Genomic DNA, 24,314 nt, shown 5'->3' on the forward strand with positions numbered 1-24,314 from the left:
TATGTCGCAAGGATTGCTCGATGCACAGAACGGCGCAACGTCCTCGCCCGAGGCAAACGGAAAGCGCGGCGTGTCGCGCCGCACATTCCTCAAGCTGAGCGTGACCGTGGGCGCGGCGGCGGGCGGCGGGTTGCTGCTCGGATTCAGCATGCCGGCCGTCAGTCAGGACCAGAAAGCCGGCAAGTCGGTGATTGGCGGCGACGCAAACGAAGCGGCGCAGAACGGCGTGTTCGCACCGAATGCGTTCATCCAGATCGACACGGCAGGCAAGGTTACGCTGGTGATTCCGAAGGTCGAGATGGGTCAGGGCGTTTATACGTCGATTCCAATGTTGATCGCCGAAGAACTCGAAGTGCCGCTCGACACCGTCACGCTCGACCACGCGCCGCCTGACGAGAAGCTCTTCACCGACCCCCTGCTCGGCGGCCAGCTCACCGGTGGATCGACGTCGATCCGCTATGCATGGGAGCCGATGCGCAAGGCAGGGGCCACCGCGCGCATGCTGCTTATCAGCGCGGCCGCGCAGCAATGGCAAGTGGACGCCGCGAGCTGTCATGCGAAATCCGGCCAGGTCATTCACGCGGCGAGCAATCGCAGCATCGGCTATGGCCAGCTGGTGGATGCCGCGGCCAAACTGCCGGTGCCGCAGAACGTGCCGCTGAAGGACCCGAAAGACTTCAAGATCATCGGCACGGCCGTGAAGCGCCTCGATTCGCCGGAAAAAGTGGACGGCACCGCAACGTTCGGCCTCGACGTGCGACTACCCGACATGGTCTACGCGGCCATCGCAAATTGCCCCGTGTTCGGTGGCAAGCTTGCGAGCGTCGACGATACCAACGCGAAGAAGATCCCCGGCGTGCGTCAGGTCGTCAAGATCGACAACGCGGTCGCCGTGATCGGCGATCATACGTGGGCAGCCAAACGCGGGCTGCAGGCGCTCGACATCAAATGGAACGAGGGCGCGGACGCAAAGCTTTCGATGAAGCAGATCGTCGACGATCTGGCCAATGCGTCGCAACGCAACGGCGCGGTCGCACGCAAAGACGGCGATGTGGTGCACGCCTTTTCGAACGCGAAGACGCGAGTCGATGCCGTCTATCAGCAGCCGTTTCTCGCGCATGCCACGATGGAGCCGATCAACTGTACGGTGCATGTGCGCGCCGATGGCTGCGAAATCTGGCTCGGCTCGCAGGTGCCCACGCGCGTGCGCGACGCGGCAATGGCCGTGACCGGCTTGCCCGCCGACAAGATCGTCGTGCACAACCATCTGATCGGCGGCGGCTTCGGTCGCCGGCTCGAGTTCGATATGGTCACGCAGGCGGTCAAGATCGGCAAGCAGGTGTCGACGCCCGTCAAAGTGTTGTGGACGCGCGAAGAAGACATTCAGCACGACATGTACCGGCCGTACTACTACGACAAGATTTCCGCAGGCCTCGACGCGAACGGCAAGCCGCTCGCGTGGCAGCACCGGATCGTCGGTTCGTCGATCATGGCGCGCTTCGCACCGCCTGCTTTCAAGGACGGGCTCGATCCCGACGCGGTCGAAGTCGCGTCCGATCTGCCGTACGACTTGCCCAACCAGCTTGTCGACTACGTGCGCCAGGAGCCGCACGCCATTCCCACCGCGTTCTGGCGCGGCGTGGGCCCGACGCGCGGCACGTTCGTGGTCGAAAGTTTTATCGACGAACTCGCGGCCGAGGCCAAGGTAGACCCCGTCAAATACCGGCGCGATCTGCTCGGCAAGACGCCGCGCGCGCTGAATGTGCTCAACACTGCCGCGCAGGCGGCAAATTGGGGCAGCGCGGTGCCGAAGGGGCAAGGGCGCGGCGTGTCGGTCATGCATGCGTTCGGCAGCTACTTCGCGATCGTCGTCGATGTCGCCGTCGATCAGGGCGAGGTGGCGGTCAAGCGCGTGGTGTGCGCGGTCGATTGCGGAATGGTCGTCAATCCGAACACCGTCGAAGCGCAGGTGCAAGGCGGGATCATCTTCGGCATTACGGCGGCGCTTTATAGCGAGATCACGATCAAGGACGGCCGCGTGGAGCAGAACAACTTCACGGACTACCGGATGCTGCGTATCGACGAGACGCCGCCTATCGACGTGCATATCGTGAAGAGCAGCGAGGCGCCGGGCGGCATCGGCGAGCCGGGAACAGCCGCGCTCGCGCCCGCACTGACCAATGCGATTTTCGCGGCCACCGGCAAGCGGCTGCGGCAATTGCCGGTCGGCAGCCAGTTGAAAACCGCTTAACGGGAGCCCGACATGAAAAACACTCTGAAGGGTTTCGGTGCGGCGCTATGCGTGGCGTTGCCTTTTCTGACCCAGACATCGCCGGCAAGCGCGGCGGCATCCGCAGCCGACCAGGCGCTCGTGCAACGCGGCGCGTATCTGGCGAAGGCCGGCGATTGCGCCGCATGCCACACGGCGCCGAAAGGCAAGCCGTTCGCGGGCGGCTTGCCGATGAACACGCCGATGGGCCAGATCTACACCACCAACATCACGCCCGACGCGCAAACCGGCATCGGCAGTTATACGGAACAGGACTTCGCCCGCGCCATGCGCGAAGGTGTCGCGAAAGACGGGCACAACCTGTATCCGGCGATGCCGTATCCGTCGTATGCAAAGGTCAACGACGAAGACATGAAAGCGCTCTACGCGTTTTTCATGAGCGGCGTCGCGCCGGTGCAGCAGGCCAATCGCGAGTCCGACATCAAATGGCCGATGAACATGCGCTGGCCGCTGAAGCTCTGGAACATGGTGTTCCTCGAGAAGGGCGTGTACCAGAACAAGCCGGGCAAGGACGTCGCATGGAATCGCGGCGCGTATCTGATCCAGGGACTCGGGCACTGCGGCTCATGTCACACGCCGCGCGGCATTGCGTTCCAGGAGAAGGCGCTCGACGAAACCGGCAGCGCGTTTCTGACTGGCGGTCTGCTCGACAACTGGTACGCGACGAACCTCACCGGCGAACATAACGGCGGCCTCGGGCGCTGGAGCGATCAGGACTTGCAGGCGTTCCTGAAGACCGGCGCGAATCGTCACGCTTCCGCATTCGGCTCGATGACGAGCGTGATCAACAACAGCACGCAGAACCTGAACGACGGCGATATCGCGGCGATGACGACGTATCTGAAGTCGCTGCCGGCGGTGGGCGGCAACGGTGCCCCGCCCTACAAGTACGATCCGCAAACGACGAAGGTGTCGCTCAACCGTCCCGCGAACGATGCCGGCGCGCGCGTCTACACCGCGTATTGCATGCATTGTCACGGCGTCGACGGACGCGGTTTTGCGCCGATGCTCGCGCCGTTGGCCGGCAATCCGAACGTGCTGGAAAAGGACGCGTCGTCGCTCATCAACGTGACGCTGAACGGCACCGAGGACCTCGTGATCGGCGGCATTCCCGCGCCGTATCCAATGCCGAAGTACGCGCCGGTGCTCAACGACCAGCAGATCGCCGACGTGCTCACGTTCGTGCGTGCCGGCTGGAACAACGGCGCGCCCGCAGTCACGGCCGCCGACGTGACGAAGCTGCGCAAGTCGACTCAAGCGGCGCGCTAGCTGTAGCGTAAAGCGTGAGCGCATGAAAAAGCGTCAACCGTCTTGCGGCGGTTGACGCTTTTTACCTTCTGCGACGCACCCGGCTCGCGAGGTCTAGCGATGCTGTCCGACCTTCTGCCGCTTCTCCAGCACGCGTGCGTACCAGGTCAGCGGAAAGCACATCGCGAAGTAGATCATGGCGACCATCCCGTAGATCGGAAACGGGCGGAACGCTGCGTTCGTGATCATCGTGCCGGTCTTCGTCAATTCAGTGAAGCCGATAATCGACGCCAGCGCAGTGCTCTTGACTACCTGCACGAGAAAGCCGACCGTCGGCGCAACGGCGATTTTGAGCGCCTGCGGCCAGACGATATAACGCAGCTGCTGGCTGAACGTCATGCCGAGACTCGCGCCGGCGGCCCACTGACCGCGCGGCACGGCTTCCACACAGCCTCGCCAGATGTCGACCAGATACGCGCTCGTGTAAAGCGTGAGCGTGACCGTGGCGGCGACCCACGGCGACACGTCCACGCCGAGGAGCGGCAGACCAAAAAACGCGAGAAAGAGTTGCATCAGAAGCGGCGTGCCCTGAAACACCTCCACATAGAGCACGACGATGCGGCGCAGCCACGCGATCGGCGACACACGCATGGCGAGCAGGATCAGGCCAACGATGCCGCCGCCGACAAACGCGATCAACGAAAGCAGCACTGTCCAGCGCGCCGCGAGCAGCAGATTGCGAGCGATGTCCCACAGGGTGAATTCGACCATGATCAACGCTCCGCGGGCAGGGTGCGGGCGCCGCGCCACATCAGGCGGGCGCGCCAGCTGCGAGGCGCGCTGTCGGCGCCGCGCGCGGTGCGGCCCGCAAACAGGCCGCGTCCGAACCGGTTGAGGATTTGCCGCAGCACGATGGACAGCAGCAGGTAAGTCGCCGTGATGATCAGGTAGCTCTCGAACGAACGGAAATTGCGCGACTGAATGAAGTTGGCTGCGTACGTGAGATCAGGAACGGAGATCTGCGACACCACCGCCGAGCCGAGCATCACGATCAGCACCTGGCTCAGAAGCGCGGGAAACACATTGGCGAGCGCCTGCGGCAGCACGATGTAGCGAAACACTTGCCGTCCATGCAGACCGAGTGCTTGCGCGGCCTGAACCTGGCCGCGCGAAATGGAGTCGATGCCCGCGCGCACGATTTCGATTGCGTAGGCACCCAGGTTGACGGTCATCGCCAGAATCGCCGCCTGTATTTCGTCGATGTGAATACCGAGGCTCGGCAAGCCGAAGAACACGAAGAACAACTGCACGATGAACGGCGTATTGCGGATCAGTTCCACATAGCTCGCCACGACCCAGCGCGCCCATTTTGGTCCGGCCACCGCGACGCTCGCGCCCGCGATGCCGACCACGGCGCCGAGCAAGGTCGAGATCGCCGTGAGTCCCAATGTGACGGCAACACCGCGCGCGAGCATCCCCGCATAGAGGCCGAAGCCGCTGAAATCGAACGCATAGGTCATGGCGTGGCGCTCATCGTGAGTCAAACTCCGTACAGGAAATTCAGAGGTCGGCCGGCAACGGCGTGCGCAGCCATTTCTGCGAAATCGCGTTCATGGTGCCGTCCTTGCGGGCCTTGGCTATGGTTTCGTCGACTTTCTGCTTCAGACGCGGCTCGTTCTTGTTCAAACCGACGTGATCCGGCGAGCTGAAAAGCGAGAACTTCTGCTCGGGATCGTTCGCGGGATGACGCGCGAGAATCGTGGCGCCGACGTCGTTGCCGACGACCATCAACTGTACCTGACCAGAAAGAAACGCCGAAATTGCTCCGTTAGGATCGTCGAAACGTTTGATGTTCGCGCTGGGCGGCGCGATCTTCGTCACGCTCAGGTCTTCCAGCGTGCCGCGCGCGACCGAAATCGATTTGCCTGCCAGATCGGCGGCGTTTTTCACCGGCAATGCTTTCGGGCCGAATACGGCCAGGTAGTACGGCGCGTACGGCTGCGAGAAGTCGATCACCTTCTCGCGCTCGGGCGTCTGGCCGACCGACAGCAGCATGTCGGCCTTACGGTCCGCGAGGTACGCCATCCGGTTGTCGCCCGTCACCTGCACCAGTTCGACCTTCGCGTTGAGTGCGCGGCCGATCAGATTCGCGACGTCGATGTCATAGCCCATCGGCTTCATGTCCGGCCCGATCGAGCCGAACGGCGGATAGTCCATGAACACGCCAATGCGCACGGTGCCCGATTTGGCAATGCTGTCGAGCGCATCGGCATGAGCGGCCGGCGAAAACGCGCTGAGCGCGCCAGCGCCGGTGAACGCGAGCGCTGCGGCCAGCGTGGCGAATGCGCGGCGCGCTGTCGATCGAACGGGCTTGAGTTGCTTAATGAGCTGATTCATGGTCTGTCCTCTGTCGAGTGTGTTGCAACTGTCGTGTTGGAATACGATTGATATCACTGCACCGCGCGCGCGGCGATCAGCTTGCACGCGTGCGGCGGCAGTTCGGCCAGCACCGGCATGCCGAGCGCAAGGCCCGGTGTTTCCCGCGGCGTAGTTGCGGCAGTCAGCGTAAAGCCGGCGCAATCGATCGTCGCCTCAAGCGAGGCGCCTACGTCGCGGATAAACGTGACCGTACCGGCCAGCCGGTTCGGCCCTGCGGCGGCGCCGGCCGCGGATTTCACGCAGACGTCCTCGGGACGGATAAGCAAACGGATGTCGCTCGTGGACTCCGGAACGCGAGCCGCCTGCGACACCGCAATGCGCACGCCGCCAGGAAGACTGACCGCGCCCGCGCCGTCGTAAGTGACCGGCAGGATATTACCGAGCCCGATAAAGTCGGCCACGAACTCGCTGACCGGATCGCGATAGATGTCGAGCGGCTTGCCGACCTGAGCGATGCGGCCTTTTTCCATTACGACGATTTCATCGGCCATGGTCATTGCTTCGCGCTGGTCGTGCGTGACCATGATCGTGGTGATGCCGAGGCGCTGTTGCAGCAGGCGAATTTCCACTTGCATCGCTTCGCGCAGTTTGGCGTCGAGCGCGGAAAGCGGTTCGTCCAGAAGCAGCAGTTTCGGCTGCGACGCGATCGCACGCGCAATCGCCACCCGTTGCCGCTGGCCGCCGGAAAGCTGGGTGACCGGCCGGTTCGCCATATGCGGCAACTGGATCAGTTCGAGCAGTTCGGCGATCCGGCGCGCCTGTTCGGGCTTCGGCGTCTTACGCAGCTTCAGCGGATAGGCGATGTTTTGCGCGACGCTCATATGCGGAAAGAGCGCGAGCGACTGGAACACCATGCCGAAGTCGCGCTGGTTGGCCGGCACGCGCGTGATGTCGCGGCCCGCGAATTCGATGCTGCCCGAGGTCGGCGTTTCGAGGCCGGCGATCATCCGCAGCAAGGTGGTTTTGCCGCAGCCCGACGGGCCGAGAAAGCACACGAGCTTGCCGTCCGGCACGCTCAGATCGACGCTGTCGACAGCATAGGCCGCGCCGAAGCGCCGGGTCACGGCCTGCAAGGTCAGATGAGTCATCGAATGCTCCAGCAAGAAGGCGTCGGAAAAACACGAGCGGTCACAGCGCAACCCCTTCGTCGCCGATCAGCTTTTCGAGCAGCCAGATCAGCGCGAAATCGATCGCGACGATAAACACCGCGAAGCAGAACACGGTCGGATCGAGCGACGACACCGTGCGGCTGTAGAGCCACACCGGCAAGGTCATCGTGTCGATCGTGTACAGGAAGAACGTCACGGTGAATTCGTTGAACGACACGATGAACGCGAACAGCATGCCGGCGAGAATGCCGGGCCGCATCAGCGGCAGGATCACGTCGACGAGCGCGCGGGCCGGGCTCGCGCCCATCACGCAGGCCGCTTCTTCGAACTCGGGACCAATCGAGGCGACCGACGCCGCGCAGTTTTTCACCGTGAAGGGCAGGGCCAGAATCACGTGCGCGACGATCAGGCGGAAGACGCCGAGTTCGACCGGCAGCACGTTGAAGACGAGCAACAGCGACAGGCCCAGCATCACGAGCGGATAGACGAGCGGCAGCGCGACCAGTTGCTCGACCGCCGGTTTGCCGCGAAAGCGATAGCGGCTCAGCGCGTAAGCCGCGGGCACGGAGACGAGCGTCGCGATTAGCATGGTCGACAGTGCGACGATCAGGCTCGTGCTCAACGCGGCGCCCATCGAAAGCGAACTGGTTGCGTCCGGCGACACGAAGCTTTGCCAGGCGGCGCGATACCAGTGCAGACCGTACGCGTGCGGCGGGAATTCGAGCGTGTCGGCCGCGCTGAACGACATCGTGATCATGGTGAGAATGGGCAGCGCGGCGACGAACAGCACGATAGCCGCGAGCAACGCGGTGGCCTTGCCGAGCTGACCGGGCAGAGCGTTGGACAGACGCGGCCAGCGGGGCGGCGGCGACGCGCGATGCAGGCGCGCACTCGGGACGGGCGTGCTCATGCGTGGGGCTCCTCGGCGAGACGTTGGGTGCGGCGCACGAGTCGTTGTGAAAGCGCCATCACGGCGAGCGTCGCGATCATCAGCACGACACCGGATGCCGACGCGGCCGGCCAGTTCAGCAAAGGCGCGACCTGATCGTGAACCAGTACCGCGAGCATCGGCACGCGGCGGCCGCCGAGCAAAAGCGGCACGGCGAACGCGCTGGCGTTATAGGCGAACACGAGTAGCGCGCCCGACACCAGACCGGGCATGGCGAGCGGCAACAGGACATGCCGCAGCGTTTGCCAGCGCGTTGCGCCGAGCGTCGCCGCGGCTTCCTCGAATGAACTGGAGACGGCGCGCATGGCACTCGAAAGCGGCAGCACCGCAAGTGGAAACGCCGTCTGGATCAGGCCGAGCAGCACGCCGTTTTCACGGTACAGCCACATCAACGGACGATGCATGAGACCGCTGCCGAGCAGCGCGTGATTGAGCAAACCGGCCGGGCCGAGGATGATCAGCCAGCCATAGCCTTGCAGCAGCAGATTGACGAGCAGCGGCAGCAGCACGCCGGCCAGCAACAGCCGCCGCGCGAGACGCGACTTCGTGCGCGCCATCGCGAGCGCGACCGGAATGGCCAACAGCACCGCGCAGATCATGCTCTGGAACGCGAGCTTCAATGTGAGCCACAACGACCGCATGAAGTAGCCGTCCAGCAGATCAGCATAGTTCTGCAGCGTGAAGCCATGCCATTCGTTGCCTTGCGTGCCGAAGCTCATGCGTAACACGACGAGCGCCGCCGCGCCGAGCACCGCGAGAAACAGCAGGATCGGCGCGAGCAGCAGCCATGGCCGCGCCTTCTGCGCGACGCTGGCTGCAGGCGCGTCGGGTCCTGCGGCGTCCGGTCCTGCGTTGAGTGCCGCCCGGGACGCGGCGCTCATGCCAGGCGCCGCCTCGTGAGCCGTAGCATCGGAGGAGGCCGCTGAAGCACGCCGCGAGAAGCGCGCGGGCATCGTCGTCATGCCGAAAAGATTTCGGTGTAGCGCTTGATCCACGCGGGCTGCACGGCGGCGAGCGCCTTGTCGTCATGCAGCACGGCTTTCTCGGCGATCTGCTGCGCGCTTGGCACGAACGCGCGGCTCTCGGCGGGAATCACCGCTTTCGAATTGACCGGGCCGTTGAGCACGTCGGCGGCCATGCGGCCTTGCACGCCTGCATCGAGCGAATGGTTGATGAAGGCATGGATGAGATCGATGTCGCCGGGATGCGCTTTCGGGATCACCGTGAACATCAATTGCGTGGCGAAGCCTTCTTTCATGCCGTACGTCACGCCCATCTTGTATTCCGGCTTGCGAATCTGATCGGGGAAAAACGCCGGCGAATAGATGCCGCCAATGTCGAGCGAGCCGGTGCGAAAGAGATCGGCCACCTGATTCGGATTTTCACCGAGCGTCATGACGTGGTCTTTCAGTTGCATCAGCTTCTTGAAACCGGGCTCGATGTTCTGCTGCGAGCCGCCGTTCATCTTCGCGGCGATGATCGCCAGATCGACCGCTTCGGCCCATTCCGGCGGCGGCAGGAACAGGCGGCCGGCGTATTTGGGGTCCCACAGCGCTTCATACGACGACGGCGCGGTTTTCACCGTCGACGTGTTGTAGATCAGACCGTCGGACCACAGCAGGTAGCCAATGCCAAAGCCGTTCGCGCCAGTGCGGTATTGCGGCGCCACTTCTTTCAGGTTGGGCAGCTTGTCGAGATCGGGCTTCATCAGCAAGCCCGCGTCGCCGAGACCGGCTGCGCCCACGCCCGCGAGCGTGATGACGTCGTAAGTCGGGCGCTCGCCCGCGGCCTTGACCTTCGCGACCATGCCCGAGGTGCCGTCCGCGCGGTCGGCGATCACCTTCGCGCCGGTCTTCGCGGTGAACGTCGCGGCGATGTTGCGCAGCGCGGCCGCGCCCGTGTCGTCCGACCATGTCAGGAGCCGCAACGTCTTGCCGCTGAAGTTCTGCTGCTGCGCGCGCAGACTGACGAACGGCATCGGCAACGTGGACGCCGCGAGCGCTGCGCCAATCGTTTTGATGGCCTGCCTTCTGCCCCGTTTGATCTCTTGCATGGCGGTCTCCCTGTGTTGAACGCCTGTTGCCTGGTGATAATCGCTGTGACCGCTGCCGCCGCACCGCACGGCACCGTTCGTTGGCGTTGGCGGATGCGTACTGTGGATGCACTCTAGGTTTGCCAAAATCCGTCAACAAACGAAATATGCGCATGGAGGGCATGACGTAATCTCATGCCGGGCACGTATCGCGAAGTGCGGAAAGCGCGTCGCGCGATCCGCTCGAAGGTTGAGCCACCGGCGCATTCGGGTTAACGTCCATGCATTTCCGTGCTCTGCGCTTGCCCGTAGGTATGAGCAAAGCTCGGTTCTGGTGCGCTCGTGGTGGCCTCGTGCCCCGCTGCAGTGCGCGCCGCGCACATTCGGCGCGTTTTTCGACCGACGCATGAGCGCAACGCATGCCGTTACGCGTTGCCACGACTCGTGCGGCGACGCGCGATCGCGTATCCTGTGGGCAGGCGACGAATGACGACATCGGTCCTTCACACCGCCGCAATGATTTTTTCTGATCCGGATACCTGATACTTCATGCGACGCCTCCCGCCGCTCAACGCGCTGCAGATTTTCGAAACCGTTGCGCGTCACCGCAGCTTCACGCGCGCCGCCGATCATCTGTGCCTTACGCAAGGCGCGGTGAGCCGGCAGATCATCGCGCTGGAGGACTACTACAAGTTTCCGCTCTTCAAGCGCCATGCGAAAGGGCTGACGTTGACCGCCGAGGGGGAGTTGCTGCTGCCGGCGGTGAAGGAAAGCTTCGCGCGAATCGAGGAGATTTCGCTGCGCTTGACGCGCCAACGCACGGACCTCGCGCTGAAGGTGCCCACTTGCGTCATGCGCTGGATGCTGCCGAAAATCATGCGCTTCCAGGCCGAATATCCGGACCTGCATGTGCAGATCACCACGACATGGCAGCACGACGTCGACTTCCAGCTCGAACCGTTCGATGCCGCGATCATTTATGGCTCGTCGCCCGGTGCGGACGTGCAGGCGGTGCCGTTATTCGAGGAGCGTCTCACGCCCGTGTGCGCGCCCGATCTGTTGAAGGACAAGCCGCTCGCGGCCGTCGGGGATCTCGCGCGGCATACGCTGTTGCATCCTACGCGCGATCATCGCGACTGGAAAATGTGGCTTGCCAAGGTCGCCGAAGCAGACACGGCAGACGCGCGCGAGATCGACGCCGAGCACGGGCCGAGCTTCGACACTCTGGACATGGCAACCAACGCCGCGTTGCAGGGCTTCGGCGTGGCGATCAGCGACCTCGCGCTAATCGACGAGGACGTGGCCGCGAGGCGTCTCGTGCGGCCTTTCGATATGGTCCTCAAAACGGGTTGGCGCTACTACTTTGTGTATCCCGATTCGGTTGCGCATCAGCAGAAGCTGAATCTCTTTCGCGACTGGATCGCCGCGCATTGGGAAGAATAGGTGTCGATGTTCCGCCCGTTTGAAGGCGGGGCGGCAGAGCGCAAAGCTACGGCGCGAACGACAGGAACAGATATGCGGCGAAGAGCGACAGGTGCACCGCGCCCTGAAGGATCGTCGTGCGTCCTGTGCTCAGCGTCAGCGTGCCGACAATCAGCGTAAGCACGAGCAGCACGGTCTCCTTGCCGTCGAGGCCGAGCACGAGAGGTTGCCCCGTCGTCAGGAACACGGCCGCCACGGTTGGAATGGTCAAGCCGATACTCGCGAGCGCGGAGCCGAGCGCCAGATTCAGGCTGTTCTGCAAGCGGTCGGCGCGCGCCGCGCGCACGGCGGCTAGACCTTCCGGCAGCAACACCAGCGCGGCGATGATGATGCCTACCACCGCCGGCGGCGCGCCGGCATTCTGGACCGCTGTCTCCACGACCGGCGACAACACTTTCGCGAGCAGCACCACCGCGACGAGGCACGCCACCAGCAGGCCGCCGCTCGTGAGCGCGAGTCCGGCGCTGGGCGGCGCGGCGTGCACGTCTTCGTCGGGCACGTCGGCGAGAAAGTAATCGCGATGGCGAACCGTCTGCACGAATACGAACACGCCGTACAGCACTAGCGACGACGCGCCGGCGAAAGCGAGTTGCGACGGCGACAGCATCGGGCCGACGCTCGTCGTCGTGTAGTTCGGCATGACGAGGGTCAGCACCGATAGGGACGCCAGCACGGCGAGAGCCGCAGCCGCGCCGCGGCTCTGAAAGTCCTGCTCGCGGTGGCGGATGCCGCCCACCAGCACGCACAGTCCGACGATCCCATTGCAGACGATCATGACCGCGGCGAACACGGTATCGCGTGCGAGGCCCGCTTTCTCGGGGCCGGACGTCAGCATGACGGAGACGATCAGCGCGACCTCGATCACGGTCACGGCGACAGCGAGAACTAGCGTGCCAAAGGGCTCGCCGACGCGGTGCGCGACCACTTCAGCGTGATGCACTGCCGTGAAGACCGCGGCGCAGAGCGCGATACCCACTAGCACGAGCAGTAACTGGTTGCCCGGCGACGCGTAGGCCGCGCCCAGTACGATCCACGCAACCAGCGGCACGGCGAGAGTCCAGCGGGGCAAGACGGTCGGCGGCTTGGCCATCGGGCATCCTTTTGTCTGGTACTTGTTCGTGAATCGTGCGACGAGGCGGGCTTTGGAAACGGGAGCGACGAATTAAACCGGTGCGTTAGGAGGATGGTGCAACGGTTTGGATGGTAGAGCTTTTTATCAGGCGCGGGGAAGGTTTGTTGATGGCCCCGCGGGTCCTGGCAGCACGAGATTGGGCAGGGAATTGCCACGCTGGAGGCCGCGTTGGAATGGTCTGGCCGGGATTGCCGACCGTGGACTGCAGACAGCGAACTGCGAACCGTGACGCGTCAAAATGCGACGACACTGCTAAAGAGTTGCTCGAGCCTGTTACGCCCGGCAGAGTGCCAACGTCAGGCAACTCGACGCCGGCACTTGCCGAGGTTGCTGCCGGCGCCACGCGAGCGCCGGCTTGTGGTCGTTACTGGCCGACCGGGCGAACCGTCAATGCGTTCTTCACCGACGTCACGCCGGCCACGCCTTGCGCCGCTTGCGTTGCGATGTCGACTTGCGACTGGTCAGGCACCGTGCCGGCCAGCGTCACAGCGCCTCCGCGTGCGCGCACGTTGATGTTCGCGACGCTCAAGCCCTTGGTCTTGGCGAGCGCGCTACGGACCTTGCGTCCGAGCGCACGGTTGGCAGCCTTGGCCTGCTTGCCCGTTGCCGCCGACGACGCCGCGGTTGCCGGTGCGGACGCTGCAGCGTCGCTGCTTTGTGCGGATGCGTTGAGCGATGCCAATACGATCAGCGCGCCGCCGACCATCTTCATTGCCGTGGATGCTTTCATGCGAGTTTCTCCTTGTCGTGAATATGCTCGTCCCCTGGCGGAGACCATGTGTTGCACTACGGGTACAGCGGAATCAAATCGGAAGGACGTCACTGCGGGTCTTGCAAATGCTTGAGTCTGGCGAACTCGTTTTGGCTGCTTCGACGGGCCGAAGCCCGCGTGAGCCGGTGCAGGCTTGCTTGGGGCCGGAAGCAAACGATACTCCAATTGGTTCCAGGGTGAATGCGGCGGTGCCCGGAATGAGGCTTTGCTACAACGGTGAAGCCATGATGAGCAAAGCTTTGCTGCATATCCGGGCGGGCTGGTGTAGGCCGTGGCGTCCCGTGTTCCCAAAAAGTGGACTAACGGTGGACTAACGTGGACTTACCGTGGACTAACCAATGCATCAGCCCGCGGACTAACCCACGCACCAGTCACTGCAACCACCAACGCATTCAAAAAAGGCACGCAGCATGAGCAAATCATTGCTTCCCATCATCCCGTTGTCGCGTAACGATTTGCCCGTGGGGGCCGCTGACCTCGCGCGTTTCATGGTCGGCAAATACCTCGTGCACGACGTGCCCGAAGGGCGTATGAGCGGTCGCATCGTCGAGACCGAGGCATATCCGGTAGGCGATTCGACCAGCCATGCGTTCATCGGGCGTCGTCCGTACAACGGCTCGATGTTTCTCGCGCCCGGCTACGCCTACGTGCGGCTCACCTATGGCCTATCGTACATGCTCAATATGTCTGCCGAAGCGGAGAACATCGGCGCCGGCATTCTGATTCGCGCGATAGAGCCGCTCGAGGGTCTGCCGCTGATGGAAGCGCGCCGCCCCGGCGTGCCGCTGCGCGACCTGGCACGCGGACCCGGCCGCCTCACTATGGCGTTGGGCATTGGCCAGTCCTTCGACGGCCAGGATCTTTGCAGCGGGCGCGACCTGTGGATCGGTGTCATCGAAAAAGGCGATATGCCGGTCGGTGTGACGACACGCATTGGCTTGTCGCGGGAAACGCATCGGCCGCTGCGTTTCTTCGAGCCGGGCAGCGCATTCGTCAGCGGCCCGCGCAAACTGCTTCTTGCACCTCACGCCGACCTCGGCGGCAATTTGCAAAATTGACCGTCTCGCGGCCGCCGATTGCACGGATAAATACCGCAGCTTCGGAACGGAGGAAGGCAGGCGTGGCACGTCGGCGAAATTATTACGGCAACGATGCAAGCGGCATTTTGCTTGGCGGCAATTCCGGCTGACTTTTTCGATTACGACAATTATGTATCTCACAATTAGGGGTTTTCCCTCGGTGCGCCGGTGACTAGACTGGAATCACTCGCTTCCACACGGTGTGGCAAGCAGCAAATAAAACCAAGTCTGGAGGTAATAATCATGAAATCGCTTATCAAGGCAGTCGCCATTGCAGCAGTTCTCGCCGCTCCGATCGCATCGTTCGCTCAATCGAGCCAGCAACCCGTGACGCGTGCGGAAGTCCGCAACGAATTGATCCAGTTGGAACAGGCAGGTTACAACCCGGCAGTCAGCAATGACCCGAACTATCCGGCCGACGTCCAGGCCGCCGAGCGTCGCGTCCAGGCGCAAAACCCCGCGGTTGCGCAAACCCAATTGCCGGTTGCCGACACCAGCGGTTACGGCGGCGTCGCGAATGGCTCGTCGCAATCAGGCGGCGTGCGTGAGCCCATGACTGGCGCGAAGTCGGTTTATTTCGGCAACTAAGATTCTGCAGCTTGGCCGCGTCGGCAGTCTCCGCTAGTTGAGTCTGCAACCGGCCGGCCAGTTTCGTAAGGCCGCAGAGCGTTGGATTCATCAAGCGTGATACGGCCGCTGCCGCAAGCATTGCAAGTCTGGATATGAGCCGGAGAGCGTGTCGCCAGATCAGGCGGCGGCCGGTCTTCCAGCCGGGATTGAAATACCGAATCACGTAGTTCTGACACGTTGGGCGGGCTAACGCAAAGACTCAGGTCCATGGCCGACACCGCGTCACACAGCGCCGTAGCCTCATACGCAGGCAAAGCGTTGCGCGGTGTCACATACCGCCCAGAAATTCACAGGAACCTCCGCTGCCGCAAGGTAGCTTGGCCCAACCGTTCAGCGATTGGGCTTTTTTTGCGGCTCGTACATGCGGCAGGCGCGGCGCGTCAGGGACGCTCGCCATGAATATAGAACTCGAGTTGCTGAATGGTGAACTGCTGTTCGGCGATGATGTTCTTCACGAGGTCGCCGATCGACACCATTCCGACGAGCCTGTCGTTTTCGATCACCGGCAAGTGGCGCATACGCCGCTCGGTCATGAGCGCCATGCAGTCGTCGGTGGTCTGCTCGGGGCGCACGAAGCGCACGGCCTTGCTCATGATCTCGCGCACCGGCGTGGCCTTCGATGACCGGTCCATCAGCACGACCTTGCGCGCGTAATCGCGCTCGGTGACGATCCCCGCGATGCTGTCGCCGTCCGTCACGACGAGCGCGCCAATGCCTTTCTCAGCCATCAGCTTGATCGCTTCGTACACGGAGTCGTCGGCCCGTATCGTGTAGACGGTCGTGTTGTTCGGTTTGGTTTTAAGAAGCTGTGCAACGGTTGTCATGGAGCGGCTCCGTTTCGCGGTGCAGCACGCCGGCGCGGCGGCTGTCGAGGACCAAGCAATTCCAGTATAGGCGCGAGACGCCAGCGAGTGTGTTCGGGAATACCTGGAGCGCGCGAAGCGTTTACTTCGGGTAGTGCGGCCTCAAACTATTGCACTTGCGGTGAGTTGGGCGCTTCGCTGGTGCAAGATCCGTGCGCCATGCATGGGCATACGGTGAGGTCGGCCGATTAGCGGTAAACTCCTGTCCGTACCTTATCCCCGGTTTCATCGGGTTCATGTTCAGCACCTTTGTCTAACGCCATGCTCACGTCTCACGATCCGTCGCCCGTAGTAGACGGCGCCATCAACGGCGAATGCGTCGTTCTCGACGCCACCGCCACGCTTCCCACGCGCTACGGCACGTTCACCTCTTACGTGTTTCGCGTGGTCGAAAGCGGCGCCGAACATCTTGCTCTCGTGATGGGCGACGTCGCGAACCGGTCTTCGGTGCTGACACGTTTGCACTCCGAATGCCTGACGGGCGACGTGCTCGGCTCGTACCGCTGCGATTGCGGCGAGCAACTCGATCTGGCGCTCCGCTATATCGCGGCCGAAGGCTGCGGCGTGCTTCTGTATCTGCGTGGGCACGAAGGCCGAGGCATCGGTCTGTCGAACAAGATCCGCGCTTATGCGCTGCAGGAGCAGGGCCGCGATACCGTCGAGGCTAATCTCGATCTCGGCTTGCCGGACGACTCACGCGAATACGACTCGGCGGCGGGCATCTTGCGCACGCTGAAAGTGACCTCGGTCCGCTTGATGAGCAACAATCCCGAAAAGTTCGACACGCTGTCCAAACACGGGATTCCGGTCTGCGAACGCGTCGCGCTCGCCATTCCGATGCGCGAGGAAAACGAGCGCTATATCCGTACGAAGCAGCTCAAGTTTGGGCATTACTTCGATGAGAATGAGTAGGCGGGAGGCGGTATTTATGCGTAGCTGTCTGCGGTGAGAAAGCCCCAGGATCGCAGGTGTAAGCGATGGTCTTTGGTGGCAAATTCCCAAGCGCGAGACCGAGGGGCTTCATTACGAGAATCGCGAGCCTTCAGCCTTGCATCATGCGGCGAATGTAGTCCTCCCGTTCCTCGTCATTCCTGTACAGGTGATACACGTAGGCAAGGGGGTCTTCGTCCTGATCACGTTCCGGCGCAAACTTGTTGAATGTTGGATCGTGCGCCCACCATGCCTCATATTCGAGGCTGAATCCGTTGATGGTGAACGTCGTCGTCTTGCTGTCGAAGTTATGGCCATAGCTCACGTCACTCGACGGCCCAACCTCCCAGCGCGGCTCGCCGAGTTGAAGGTACAACCTTCCGTCTTCAGCGTATTGCACAAATGTCTTGCCCTCCACGGGAAAAGCGAAACCGCGCACGGGCAAAAACTCTGACCCGGTGACGGGAGTAAGGCTGCCCGTCGGCTTGTCCAGCACAAGTCTCGGACGGTTCGGCAGGGTACGGACGATGATCTGTGTTTCGTTCATTTGACTTTCGCGATGCCCGTGAGGATGTCCATGGTCGGGTTCGTGCGTGTTGCACTTTCAATGATCTGTTGAGGGGTCTTGCCGCTCTCGATCAGATAATCGTAGCTCGGGCCCATCTTGTCACCATACTTGGCCAGGTTGCGCGCGTATACGCCCGGCAACTGCTCTTCCGTGTAGTAGGAAAGGCGGTCTGCGTTGCGACTATTGGTTATCTGCTGGGCTATCTCTTCGTCCGGCACGCCCGCGCTTCTCTGGTCCGCGATCCAGGCCTCTTTCTGTTCCATACCTTCGTGATAGTCGATCCGCTTCGCGGTCGCACCCGCTGTTGCTTCCGGGTCGGTCCAGTCTACACCCCACTTTGACTGGTGAAACTCGGTCCCTTCCTTGGGCATGTACCCGTAGACGCCAGCCGCGTTGGGTTCCAGGTCAGCGGGCACCTTATCGACCGTATAGTCAAAGCGCGAAACCGGCGCGGCGACAGGCTCTTTTGGCGATTTGAGCAAAGCGATGGGAACAGGCTCTTTGGGCGCCTCGAGCATGCCTGCGCCCTTGCCGGCGAGTCCACCGCCAACGAGCGATCCACCCAGCATCGACCACTTCTGGCCATCCGAACCCTCACCAAAAACAGCGCCGCCGACCGCAGAGCCGAGTTCCCCGCCGGCGAATCCGCCCGCTGCGCCGATCAGACCGACAACGGGCCCCGCGAGCACGACCGCCGCGGCAATTCCCACGCCGAGCATCGCCCAGTTCATCCAGGCCGGAACCTCCGGGCTGATGTCATCGGTCGTCTGGCGTGCACCGCCAATGAATACATTGGGCGAGCCGTCGCTGATGACCGCGCTGCACGCAAGCATGTCCTCCTTGCGGCTTGCGGGCTGGCCGTTGATGAAGACGGTGCTCGAACCCTGCGCGACGACTTGTGGAGCACCTGAGTGGTCGCTACAAAGCCCGTTGCTGATGTGCGCTCGGATAGCTGAGCGGCTATTGATGAAGACGTTTGGTGATCCGGATATGAGACTGCCCGTGACGTGTCGGGGCGCCCAGGACATCGTGCCCAGTACTTCGCCGATACCACCACCGGCAGCAGCTCCCGCTGCCACTGCCGCCAGCGCGATCAATGCTGTGCCGCCCGTAAGCGCTACGACTGCTGCACCAAGCAATGCGCCACCGATCAGACCGGCGAGCATCCAGCCTTTGGAAGCTGTGTGCGCGACCGGGTCTCCGAGTCGGGCTGCGGCGAGTAGCGAATCCATCAGCTAACCGCCGGTTTCGTGAGTACAGAGACGGACACATCAGCCAGATATCGGCGCACGGCGTCGACGCTAGACAGACTGCTGATGCCACTGACGCTGCGTACAGCGTCGAGCCGATGGGCAAGGCGAGGGTGAGTCGCCGGGTCGAGAGTCCAGAACATATAGCGCTCGCCATCCGGATGCGCCCAGCCTTCTCCCGGTTCCGTTGTCCGCTCGAGCCCGATCGGTGCCCCCGTGTGATCGAAGAACGCGACCTTGGGGTCGAGCGCGTCCGCGATGTTATAACCGAAGAGTTGGGACAACCTCGGCACGACTACCAGCGACCCGTCGGCCTCTCGCAGAACGAAGACCAGCCCGTCTGCGTCAGCAGGAAGCATACGGCTCGCGAACGGTCCAGCTCCCCGCTTGGCAAGTTTCACGCTCCCGACCAGCTTCTGGTATTCCTCTGCCCACTCCGGCGTAAAGCCGTTCGGGCACGTCCCTATGAAACTGATTGCACGGGGTGTCGTGCCTGAGGCTCCCCGCGCCATCACAACGGTCTGTCGCTGGTGTAACGGCGTGCCCTGAGAGGCCCAGATATAGTCGATTTCTCGCGCCGTGTCACCGTCGACTTCCCTTGCTCGCAGGTTTTTCAGTTCGAAGCGGGGCAGTGTTTTGCGCATTTGCTGGACGAGCTTATGCGCGAACGTATCTACCGTATCGCTTTCGTCCATATCAGCGCGTGACACGACAAAGGTGAACGCGTTGATGCCGTTGCGCTCTACGGTGAACAGGTGCATGGTGCCGTCCTTGAACTGCTCGGGCAGATCGATGGAGGCATCGTTCATCTGATAACTGGACATGGATGTGTTCTATCCGCTGCTTGTGGTTTGCATACCTGTTGCCTGCGTCCTGCGACTGCGTGCCGCGCCACCGCTGACTTTCCTCGGCGGCATGTATCCCCGGCCGACACGATTCGCTTTGCGATCGCTTCACTGCGGTCCGCTTGTGGCGAATCGCGAGGCGTGATTTTTAGTTCAAGTTACTCATCGAGTCGGGAATGTTGGCGTTGGCCCCGTGATCGATCAGTGTCGCCATTTGTGACAGCTGTCGCGCATTTGCGGTCGCGAGCAGGGCCGTCTAACACTGTCGTCTAACCCTGCATTAACCTTCGCCATCTGCAACGCGATAACGTGGCCATCGCGCTACCTAGGATGTCGTCTCATGCCGGCAACCCTGCGTTTTTCATCTCGGGTACTTCTCATGCCGTCGGCCACTTCCCGCCTGCGCTGATTAATTTCTTGCGTATCGCCTCGATACGCTCAAGCTGGGGGGAGCCTTTCGGCGTACTGTCAAGCTCGATCTTGAGCACCTTGGCGTATGTCACGCCACCGTCATTGACGACGGTAGGGTCGGCTTTGTGCGATAACAAATAGTCAACGGAGTCCCACTGGCGGATTTGGGTCGCTCCGAAAATCGCGGTGTTGCCAAGCGAATCCTTGAGGTTCACATTTGCGTTGTTTTCTACGAGCACGCGCAATTGAGCTAGAAGATTGTCTTCGGCAACTGCGAAAAGCAGGGGAGTGTCCCCGTCGTATCTCAGGTCAGGGCTCATGCCTCCTGCCAGGAGCGCCTTGAGCAGGGCGGGTGAGTCAGCCCGGGCGGCGATACACGCAACGTTGCCTCTGGTTTGACCAAATGGCTGCTCCGGTTTGGCACCATGGCGGACCAGTTCGCTAACGATCTGATAGCGCACGTTGCCTGCGTCCGTTTTGACGGGGACCGTTTCTTGGACGGCGAACGCGAGCATCGTCATTTCTTTCCTGCCTACCAGGCTCAAGTCGACCTTCGGTATCAGTTCCCTTGTACGGGCGAGATCGCCATCCCGGATAGCACGGGCTAGCTCGAGTTCAACACCAGAAAAAAAGTCTTCGGGAGGATAGCGTTTGAAGGTGGACATGTGTGTTTCCTCTGCCTGGGTCGGCCACCAGAATGGGCTTGTGACGCACACCGCGACGGCGACTGCCCCGGCAATTGCGAGTTTTCGATATTTCATTTAATGCGATCCTAGAAGCTGAAGCAGCGACGACTGCTGGTCCGCAACCGTTGATTCCATTCCTGCATTGACCTGCGCCATCTTGTGACGCGATAACGTGCTCATCGCGCTGCCCGGGATATCAATCTGCTCACCAACAGCTTTCGGCATTACTGAAGCTGTGGCGTCACTGATCGGACCGAGTTTTCCTTCCTGTAATCCAGTCAGGATGTCGCCGTCGACACGGTAATTGGTTATCGAAGCGCCGACCGGTGTCGCTCCATACAGCGAGAGTGTTCCGGAATTCAATCCCGCGGCGTTAAAGGTAGTTGCGCTGGAGCCGCTCGCCTCTGCGGCCGCTGACGCGAGCCCACCACCGAGCGAGTGACCCGCGAGGTCAAGATCCGAAGCATTACCCGAGGCTTGCACAGTTTTGCCAATTTTTACTGCCCGCCCGTAATAGGCGGACTCGTAGCCCTGACCCTGTGCGATGTTATTCGACATGTCCTCCCGCGTGAGCTGTTCGGTACCTTTGAACGCCACCGTTGGCTTCATGCTATCGCCAAACACAGCGGGGTCAGGCGCATACGCCTGTGCTCCGAAGTTGCTTCCGGGTATCGACAGATCTGCGGGGCGCAGGCCGTACTTTTTCAGAGCCTCAGGGTCATTGCTGATGTTCGACCATCCGGGCGGCGCCGTACCGGGCGAATAAACTGCGTCCGCCAACTTCGCCATCTGCTGGGCCTTGACAGATGCCTGCAGCCGCTTCGCCGCGTCACGCACCTTCGGATCCGGACTCGCCAGACCCGCCGCGATGATCGCCTGCTGCTGCGCCCACTGGATGGCCAGCGCCTGCTCCGGCGTCACAAACAGGCCTTGGTTCAGGTGAATTACCGGCCCGTCGAGGAAAATTCCGCTCTGGTTGATCAGGATGCTCGACGCACCGTGCGAGAGCTTGATGCTGTCGGGCTTCATCGTGATGATGCTCGCGCCGACGCGATGCTCGATCTTGTCCGTCGCCTGATGCATCTGGTTGCCAGGCCCAGCTTCACCGCCGACCGCTTTTGTATCGATCGTATTGGCCGTCGTCGCGCGCGCCTTCGCGATCGTCTCCGTCAAGCTACCCTTGGCGATGTCTTTCGTTTCATCGCCTGCGTGCAGTCTCACGAGCCGATTTCCGGCTTCGATCGAGCGCGTCTCGCTATCCTTGACGACGGTGTTCAGATTCTTCTGGGCGTGGATGAAGACCTCTTCCGATCCGGCGACATCCGAAAACTTCAGTTCGTTGAACCCGTCGCCGTTGATGGTCTTGCTGCGCAACCCCATCGTCCGGCCCGCGGTGTGGTGGTAGGGGTTGGTTTTCTCTCCATTGAAGACGCGACCGACGATGATCGGGTTGTCAGGGTCGCCCTCGTTAAACGCGACGAGCACTTCCTGTCCCGTGCGCGGCATTGCCGACCCGCCCCAGCCCCCGCCCGCCCACGACTGGGCCACACGCACCCACATCGAGTCGCTACCATCCTGCTTGCCACGGCGGTCCCAGAAGAAATGAACCTTCACAGAACTGCCGTCGGTGTGGACTTCCTCGCCTTCCGGCCCGACCACCACCGCCGACTGCGTACCGTACATGTAAGGCTTCGGCGTGCGCCGTTCGGCCCGATAGGGAATATCCACCGGCAGGCACGAAAACGAGTTGCGATACGGAAGTTCGTGCGACTCGTGTGTGTAGTCGTTGGCAGCTTCGTGCCGTACGTGCAGAAGGGCAAAGTCCTTGTTGTTGAAGGCCGATACCGGATGATTGACCAGTTTGAATTTCAGGCCCGGGTCAAGCTTCTGAACGTACGATGCACCATTGAAATGATGGGCCTGTGCCTCTTCAGCCTCCATTGCAATGCGCGCATAACGCTCCCCGTCGTCGCCGTGGTCGTAGAGCGAGTGATATTCGTACCGCTCAGTGTTCTGGATATTCGGATTCGACAAGGTCGACGGAACCTCCACATGGAGGAGGGGCGTCGACGGTGTGCGATGGTTGAAGTCCCGATACGTGATCTTGCCGACGCGGAAGCTGAACGCTTCGTTCCACTGCGAGATGCCGTTTTTCTCACTCGCCGCGCTGTCCGCGTAGAACGGAATTTCGGCGAGGCCGTCGATCGCCCTGAAGCCCGCATTGCTGTCGCTGATCACGAGGACGTGTTTGTCCTTCTCGTGACGAATCCACCAGATAAGCCCTTCCTGCTCCATCAGGCGTGCCGCGAAGTTGAAGTACGACTCGCGATACATCACGATGTATTCGAACGGTTTATATTGGCCTTGCAGGTTCAACTCATAATCACTAAATCCGAACTCGGAAAATATTTCCGCCAATATATCCGAAGGCGTTTTATTCTGGAAAATTCTGCAGTCTGTCGAGCGGCTGAGAAACCAAAGCCAGGGCACGACCGTCATCTGGTAGCGCGTAACAGTGCCAGAATTACCAACGCGCGAAAAGGAAATGACAAAGCCGTGAAAGAAGCGCTCGGACTGGTTAGGGTTCTTTGGCACTGCGGAAAGCAGTCCGCCCTGTTCAGGCTTAAGCGAGACAGAAACGAGTTGGCCGACGAGAGAGTCAATCTGGATATCGCGTCGCTGTGATATGAGATCGAGATGAATCTCTGGCAGCTGGTTCAGATACTCGTCTGCCACCAACGCGGTGACCAGAAGCACATCCGGGCCGAGCGGCGTCCGAATCGACATGAAGCGATTCTGCTGGGTGAGCTGGGGCTTGGTTGCAAGCGAATTGATGGCGTCTGCGACGGCTGAGGGCGTCTTGCCGATCAGGTTCGACGCCGTCTGGGCCAGTTGAACCGCGCGTGCCGCCTGATTAACGACTCCCGCTGCATATGAGCTGCCAACCGGTCCGCCTAAACTACTTGCGACTCCGGCAAATGACTCCGCGCCACTCAATAGTCCCGCAATAGAACCTCCTGACGCGGAGATTCCGTCACTAGCGTTATTAAAACTCATTGAAGCCCCCAGCGTGGCAAACAGCCGATTTTTTCTTTGGCGCTTTTGCGCTGGCCGAATAATACCCCAACACCAAATTCCTAAAAACCACCGCAAGACAACTTTTGTTGGAAAGTGTAACGGAAAAGTTAAATCCAGAGTGCTGCGTCAACTATTAACCCTGCATAACGACGCGAACTCGGACGGCCCCTTCGCAGTGTCGTGCAAACGATCAATGACTCCAACGGATATTAAATCGTGCTTGAAGTGACCATACTGACATAGGATTCAAGGCAGTTCATTCGATATGAGAGCGCGGACAAGAAAGGCAGCCCTTGATCGTCTGCAAACACGCTGGCAACGTCGCAGCTCGGACTCTTTCGGGTTGCGGCCTGCGTCTGCAAGTTACAGAGGGTATTGGCCGCTCTCCCTCAGCAAAGGTACTTTGAGCGTCGTCTATCGAAGCTCCGAATTGAATACCCTTTGGTGTTGGAAGCGACCTTGATGGAACAAACAAGTCGCGGTGTCCTCTGGCGCGTGTTACATGTCGGTTTATTAGCCGA

The 24,314-nt window shown here is 61.6% G+C and carries 21 protein-coding genes; 6 read left to right on the forward strand and 15 right to left on the reverse strand.

Features of this window, described 5'->3' with window-relative positions; translation table 11 throughout:
- Position 1 precedes the first annotated feature (1 nt).
- Positions 2–2,251 carry a xanthine dehydrogenase family protein molybdopterin-binding subunit gene (locus tag J2W46_RS27240; RefSeq protein WP_310357853.1) on the forward strand — a complete coding sequence of 750 codons (2,250 nt, stop codon included), beginning with the start codon at positions 2–4 and terminating at the stop codon, positions 2,249–2,251.
- Between the two features lie 12 nt (positions 2,252–2,263).
- Entirely contained in the window at positions 2,264–3,559 is a 1,296-nt protein-coding gene (locus J2W46_RS27245) for a cytochrome c (RefSeq protein ID WP_310357855.1), read from the forward strand.
- Positions 3,560–3,652: 93 nt separating this feature from the next.
- On the opposite strand, the gene J2W46_RS27250 is transcribed toward J2W46_RS27245, so the two are convergent.
- The 7 genes from J2W46_RS27250 to J2W46_RS27280 form a co-directional block, all read right to left on the reverse strand.
- A complete protein-coding gene (locus J2W46_RS27250) occupies positions 3,653–4,309 on the reverse strand; it encodes an amino acid ABC transporter permease (protein ID WP_027800089.1) in 657 nt (218 codons plus the stop codon).
- Between the two features lie 2 nt (positions 4,310–4,311).
- A complete protein-coding gene (locus J2W46_RS27255; RefSeq protein ID WP_020070418.1) occupies positions 4,312–5,058 on the reverse strand; it encodes an amino acid ABC transporter permease in 747 nt (248 codons plus the stop codon).
- A 40-nt stretch (positions 5,059–5,098) separates the two neighbouring features.
- A complete protein-coding gene (locus J2W46_RS27260; RefSeq protein WP_020070419.1) occupies positions 5,099–5,935 on the reverse strand; it encodes a transporter substrate-binding domain-containing protein in 837 nt (278 codons plus the stop codon).
- A 53-nt stretch (positions 5,936–5,988) separates the two neighbouring features.
- On the reverse strand, positions 5,989–7,065 hold the full coding sequence (locus J2W46_RS27265; protein WP_310357857.1) for an ABC transporter ATP-binding protein: 1,077 nt from the start codon (positions 7,063–7,065) through the stop codon (positions 5,989–5,991).
- 40 nt (positions 7,066–7,105) lie between these two features.
- Positions 7,106–7,996, reverse strand: coding sequence for an ABC transporter permease (locus J2W46_RS27270; RefSeq protein WP_020070421.1), 891 nt, complete (start codon positions 7,994–7,996; stop codon positions 7,106–7,108).
- On the reverse strand, positions 7,993–8,916 hold the full coding sequence (locus J2W46_RS27275) for an ABC transporter permease (RefSeq protein ID WP_374726868.1): 924 nt from the start codon (positions 8,914–8,916) through the stop codon (positions 7,993–7,995). Before J2W46_RS27275 ends, J2W46_RS27270 begins: the two co-directional genes overlap by 4 nt.
- 77 nt (positions 8,917–8,993) lie before the next feature.
- Positions 8,994–10,088 (reverse strand): ABC transporter substrate-binding protein, encoded by a 1,095-nt coding sequence (locus J2W46_RS27280; protein WP_310357861.1) that lies wholly within the window; start codon positions 10,086–10,088, stop codon positions 8,994–8,996.
- Between the two features lie 528 nt (positions 10,089–10,616).
- Here J2W46_RS27280 and J2W46_RS27285 point away from each other — a divergent pair.
- Entirely contained in the window at positions 10,617–11,510 is an 894-nt protein-coding gene (locus tag J2W46_RS27285) for a LysR substrate-binding domain-containing protein (protein WP_087754440.1), read from the forward strand.
- A gap of 46 nt (positions 11,511–11,556) precedes the next feature.
- Here J2W46_RS27285 and J2W46_RS27290 read toward each other — a convergent pair whose 3' ends face one another.
- Together J2W46_RS27290 and J2W46_RS27295 are read right to left on the reverse strand one after the other, a co-directional pair.
- Positions 11,557–12,639, reverse strand: coding sequence for a calcium:proton antiporter (locus tag J2W46_RS27290; protein ID WP_310357862.1), 1,083 nt, complete (start codon positions 12,637–12,639; stop codon positions 11,557–11,559).
- Between the two features lie 406 nt (positions 12,640–13,045).
- Positions 13,046–13,411 carry a BON domain-containing protein gene (locus J2W46_RS27295; protein WP_020070427.1) on the reverse strand — a complete coding sequence of 122 codons (366 nt, stop codon included), beginning with the start codon at positions 13,409–13,411 and terminating at the stop codon, positions 13,046–13,048.
- Positions 13,412–13,863: 452 nt separating this feature from the next.
- On the opposite strand from J2W46_RS27295, the gene J2W46_RS27300 reads away from it, so the two are divergent.
- Both J2W46_RS27300 and J2W46_RS27305 read left to right on the forward strand, forming a co-directional pair.
- Positions 13,864–14,511, forward strand: a complete 648-nt coding sequence (locus J2W46_RS27300) for a DNA-3-methyladenine glycosylase (protein ID WP_310357866.1) — start codon at positions 13,864–13,866, stop codon at positions 14,509–14,511.
- A gap of 264 nt (positions 14,512–14,775) precedes the next feature.
- Complete coding sequence (locus J2W46_RS27305) at positions 14,776–15,120, forward strand: DUF4148 domain-containing protein (protein ID WP_310357869.1); 345 nt, start codon at positions 14,776–14,778, stop codon at positions 15,118–15,120.
- A 422-nt stretch (positions 15,121–15,542) separates the two neighbouring features.
- Here J2W46_RS27305 and J2W46_RS27310 read toward each other — a convergent pair whose 3' ends face one another.
- Entirely contained in the window at positions 15,543–15,986 is a 444-nt protein-coding gene (locus J2W46_RS27310; protein ID WP_020070430.1) for a CBS domain-containing protein, read from the reverse strand.
- Positions 15,987–16,286: 300 nt separating this feature from the next.
- On the opposite strand from J2W46_RS27310, the gene ribA reads away from it, so the two are divergent.
- The gene (gene ribA, locus J2W46_RS27315; RefSeq protein ID WP_020070431.1) at positions 16,287–16,937 is read left to right on the forward strand and encodes a GTP cyclohydrolase II; all 651 of its coding nucleotides are present in this window, start codon (positions 16,287–16,289) and stop codon (positions 16,935–16,937) included.
- A gap of 130 nt (positions 16,938–17,067) precedes the next feature.
- Here the strand turns inward: ribA and J2W46_RS27320 are convergent, their stop codons facing one another.
- From J2W46_RS27320 to J2W46_RS27340, 5 genes are all read right to left on the reverse strand, one after another.
- The gene (locus J2W46_RS27320; RefSeq protein ID WP_310357871.1) at positions 17,068–17,502 is read right to left on the reverse strand and encodes a hypothetical protein; all 435 of its coding nucleotides are present in this window, start codon (positions 17,500–17,502) and stop codon (positions 17,068–17,070) included.
- Positions 17,499–18,689, reverse strand: coding sequence for a PAAR domain-containing protein (locus J2W46_RS27325; RefSeq protein WP_310357874.1), 1,191 nt, complete (start codon positions 18,687–18,689; stop codon positions 17,499–17,501). Before J2W46_RS27325 ends, J2W46_RS27320 begins: the two co-directional genes overlap by 4 nt.
- A gap of 65 nt (positions 18,690–18,754) precedes the next feature.
- Complete coding sequence (locus tag J2W46_RS27330; protein ID WP_310357877.1) at positions 18,755–19,597, reverse strand: DcrB-related protein; 843 nt, start codon at positions 19,595–19,597, stop codon at positions 18,755–18,757.
- 398 nt (positions 19,598–19,995) lie between these two features.
- Positions 19,996–20,790, reverse strand: coding sequence for an ankyrin repeat domain-containing protein (locus J2W46_RS27335; protein ID WP_310357879.1), 795 nt, complete (start codon positions 20,788–20,790; stop codon positions 19,996–19,998).
- A complete protein-coding gene (locus J2W46_RS27340) occupies positions 20,791–23,772 on the reverse strand; it encodes a type VI secretion system Vgr family protein (protein WP_310357881.1) in 2,982 nt (993 codons plus the stop codon).
- Positions 23,773–24,314 lie beyond the last annotated feature (542 nt).

Source organism: Paraburkholderia strydomiana (assembly GCF_031456815.1).
Classification (GTDB): domain Bacteria; phylum Pseudomonadota; class Gammaproteobacteria; order Burkholderiales; family Burkholderiaceae; genus Paraburkholderia; species Paraburkholderia caledonica.

Coding starts and splice junctions, on each gene's coding strand:
- J2W46_RS27240 (WP_310357853.1), top strand. CDS start 2: ATGTCGCAAGGATTGCTCGATGCACAGAACGGCGCAACGTCCTCGCCC.
- J2W46_RS27245 (WP_310357855.1), top strand. CDS start 2,264: ATGAAAAACACTCTGAAGGGTTTCGGTGCGGCGCTATGCGTGGCGTTG.
- J2W46_RS27250 (WP_027800089.1), bottom strand. CDS start 4,309: ATGGTCGAATTCACCCTGTGGGACATCGCTCGCAATCTGCTGCTCGCG.
- J2W46_RS27255 (WP_020070418.1), bottom strand. CDS start 5,058: ATGACCTATGCGTTCGATTTCAGCGGCTTCGGCCTCTATGCGGGGATG.
- J2W46_RS27260 (WP_020070419.1), bottom strand. CDS start 5,935: ATGAATCAGCTCATTAAGCAACTCAAGCCCGTTCGATCGACAGCGCGC.
- J2W46_RS27265 (WP_310357857.1), bottom strand. CDS start 7,065: ATGACTCATCTGACCTTGCAGGCCGTGACCCGGCGCTTCGGCGCGGCC.
- J2W46_RS27270 (WP_020070421.1), bottom strand. CDS start 7,996: ATGAGCACGCCCGTCCCGAGTGCGCGCCTGCATCGCGCGTCGCCGCCG.
- J2W46_RS27275 (WP_374726868.1), bottom strand. CDS start 8,916: ATGAGCGCCGCGTCCCGGGCGGCACTCAACGCAGGACCGGACGCCGCA.
- J2W46_RS27280 (WP_310357861.1), bottom strand. CDS start 10,088: ATGCAAGAGATCAAACGGGGCAGAAGGCAGGCCATCAAAACGATTGGC.
- J2W46_RS27285 (WP_087754440.1), top strand. CDS start 10,617: ATGCGACGCCTCCCGCCGCTCAACGCGCTGCAGATTTTCGAAACCGTT.
- J2W46_RS27290 (WP_310357862.1), bottom strand. CDS start 12,639: ATGGCCAAGCCGCCGACCGTCTTGCCCCGCTGGACTCTCGCCGTGCCG.
- J2W46_RS27295 (WP_020070427.1), bottom strand. CDS start 13,411: ATGAAAGCATCCACGGCAATGAAGATGGTCGGCGGCGCGCTGATCGTA.
- J2W46_RS27300 (WP_310357866.1), top strand. CDS start 13,864: ATGAGCAAATCATTGCTTCCCATCATCCCGTTGTCGCGTAACGATTTG.
- J2W46_RS27305 (WP_310357869.1), top strand. CDS start 14,776: ATGAAATCGCTTATCAAGGCAGTCGCCATTGCAGCAGTTCTCGCCGCT.
- J2W46_RS27310 (WP_020070430.1), bottom strand. CDS start 15,986: ATGACAACCGTTGCACAGCTTCTTAAAACCAAACCGAACAACACGACC.
- ribA (WP_020070431.1), top strand. CDS start 16,287: ATGCTCACGTCTCACGATCCGTCGCCCGTAGTAGACGGCGCCATCAAC.
- J2W46_RS27320 (WP_310357871.1), bottom strand. CDS start 17,502: ATGAACGAAACACAGATCATCGTCCGTACCCTGCCGAACCGTCCGAGA.
- J2W46_RS27325 (WP_310357874.1), bottom strand. CDS start 18,689: ATGCTCGCCGGTCTGATCGGTGGCGCATTGCTTGGTGCAGCAGTCGTA.
- J2W46_RS27330 (WP_310357877.1), bottom strand. CDS start 19,597: ATGTCCAGTTATCAGATGAACGATGCCTCCATCGATCTGCCCGAGCAG.
- J2W46_RS27335 (WP_310357879.1), bottom strand. CDS start 20,790: ATGAAATATCGAAAACTCGCAATTGCCGGGGCAGTCGCCGTCGCGGTG.
- J2W46_RS27340 (WP_310357881.1), bottom strand. CDS start 23,772: ATGAGTTTTAATAACGCTAGTGACGGAATCTCCGCGTCAGGAGGTTCT.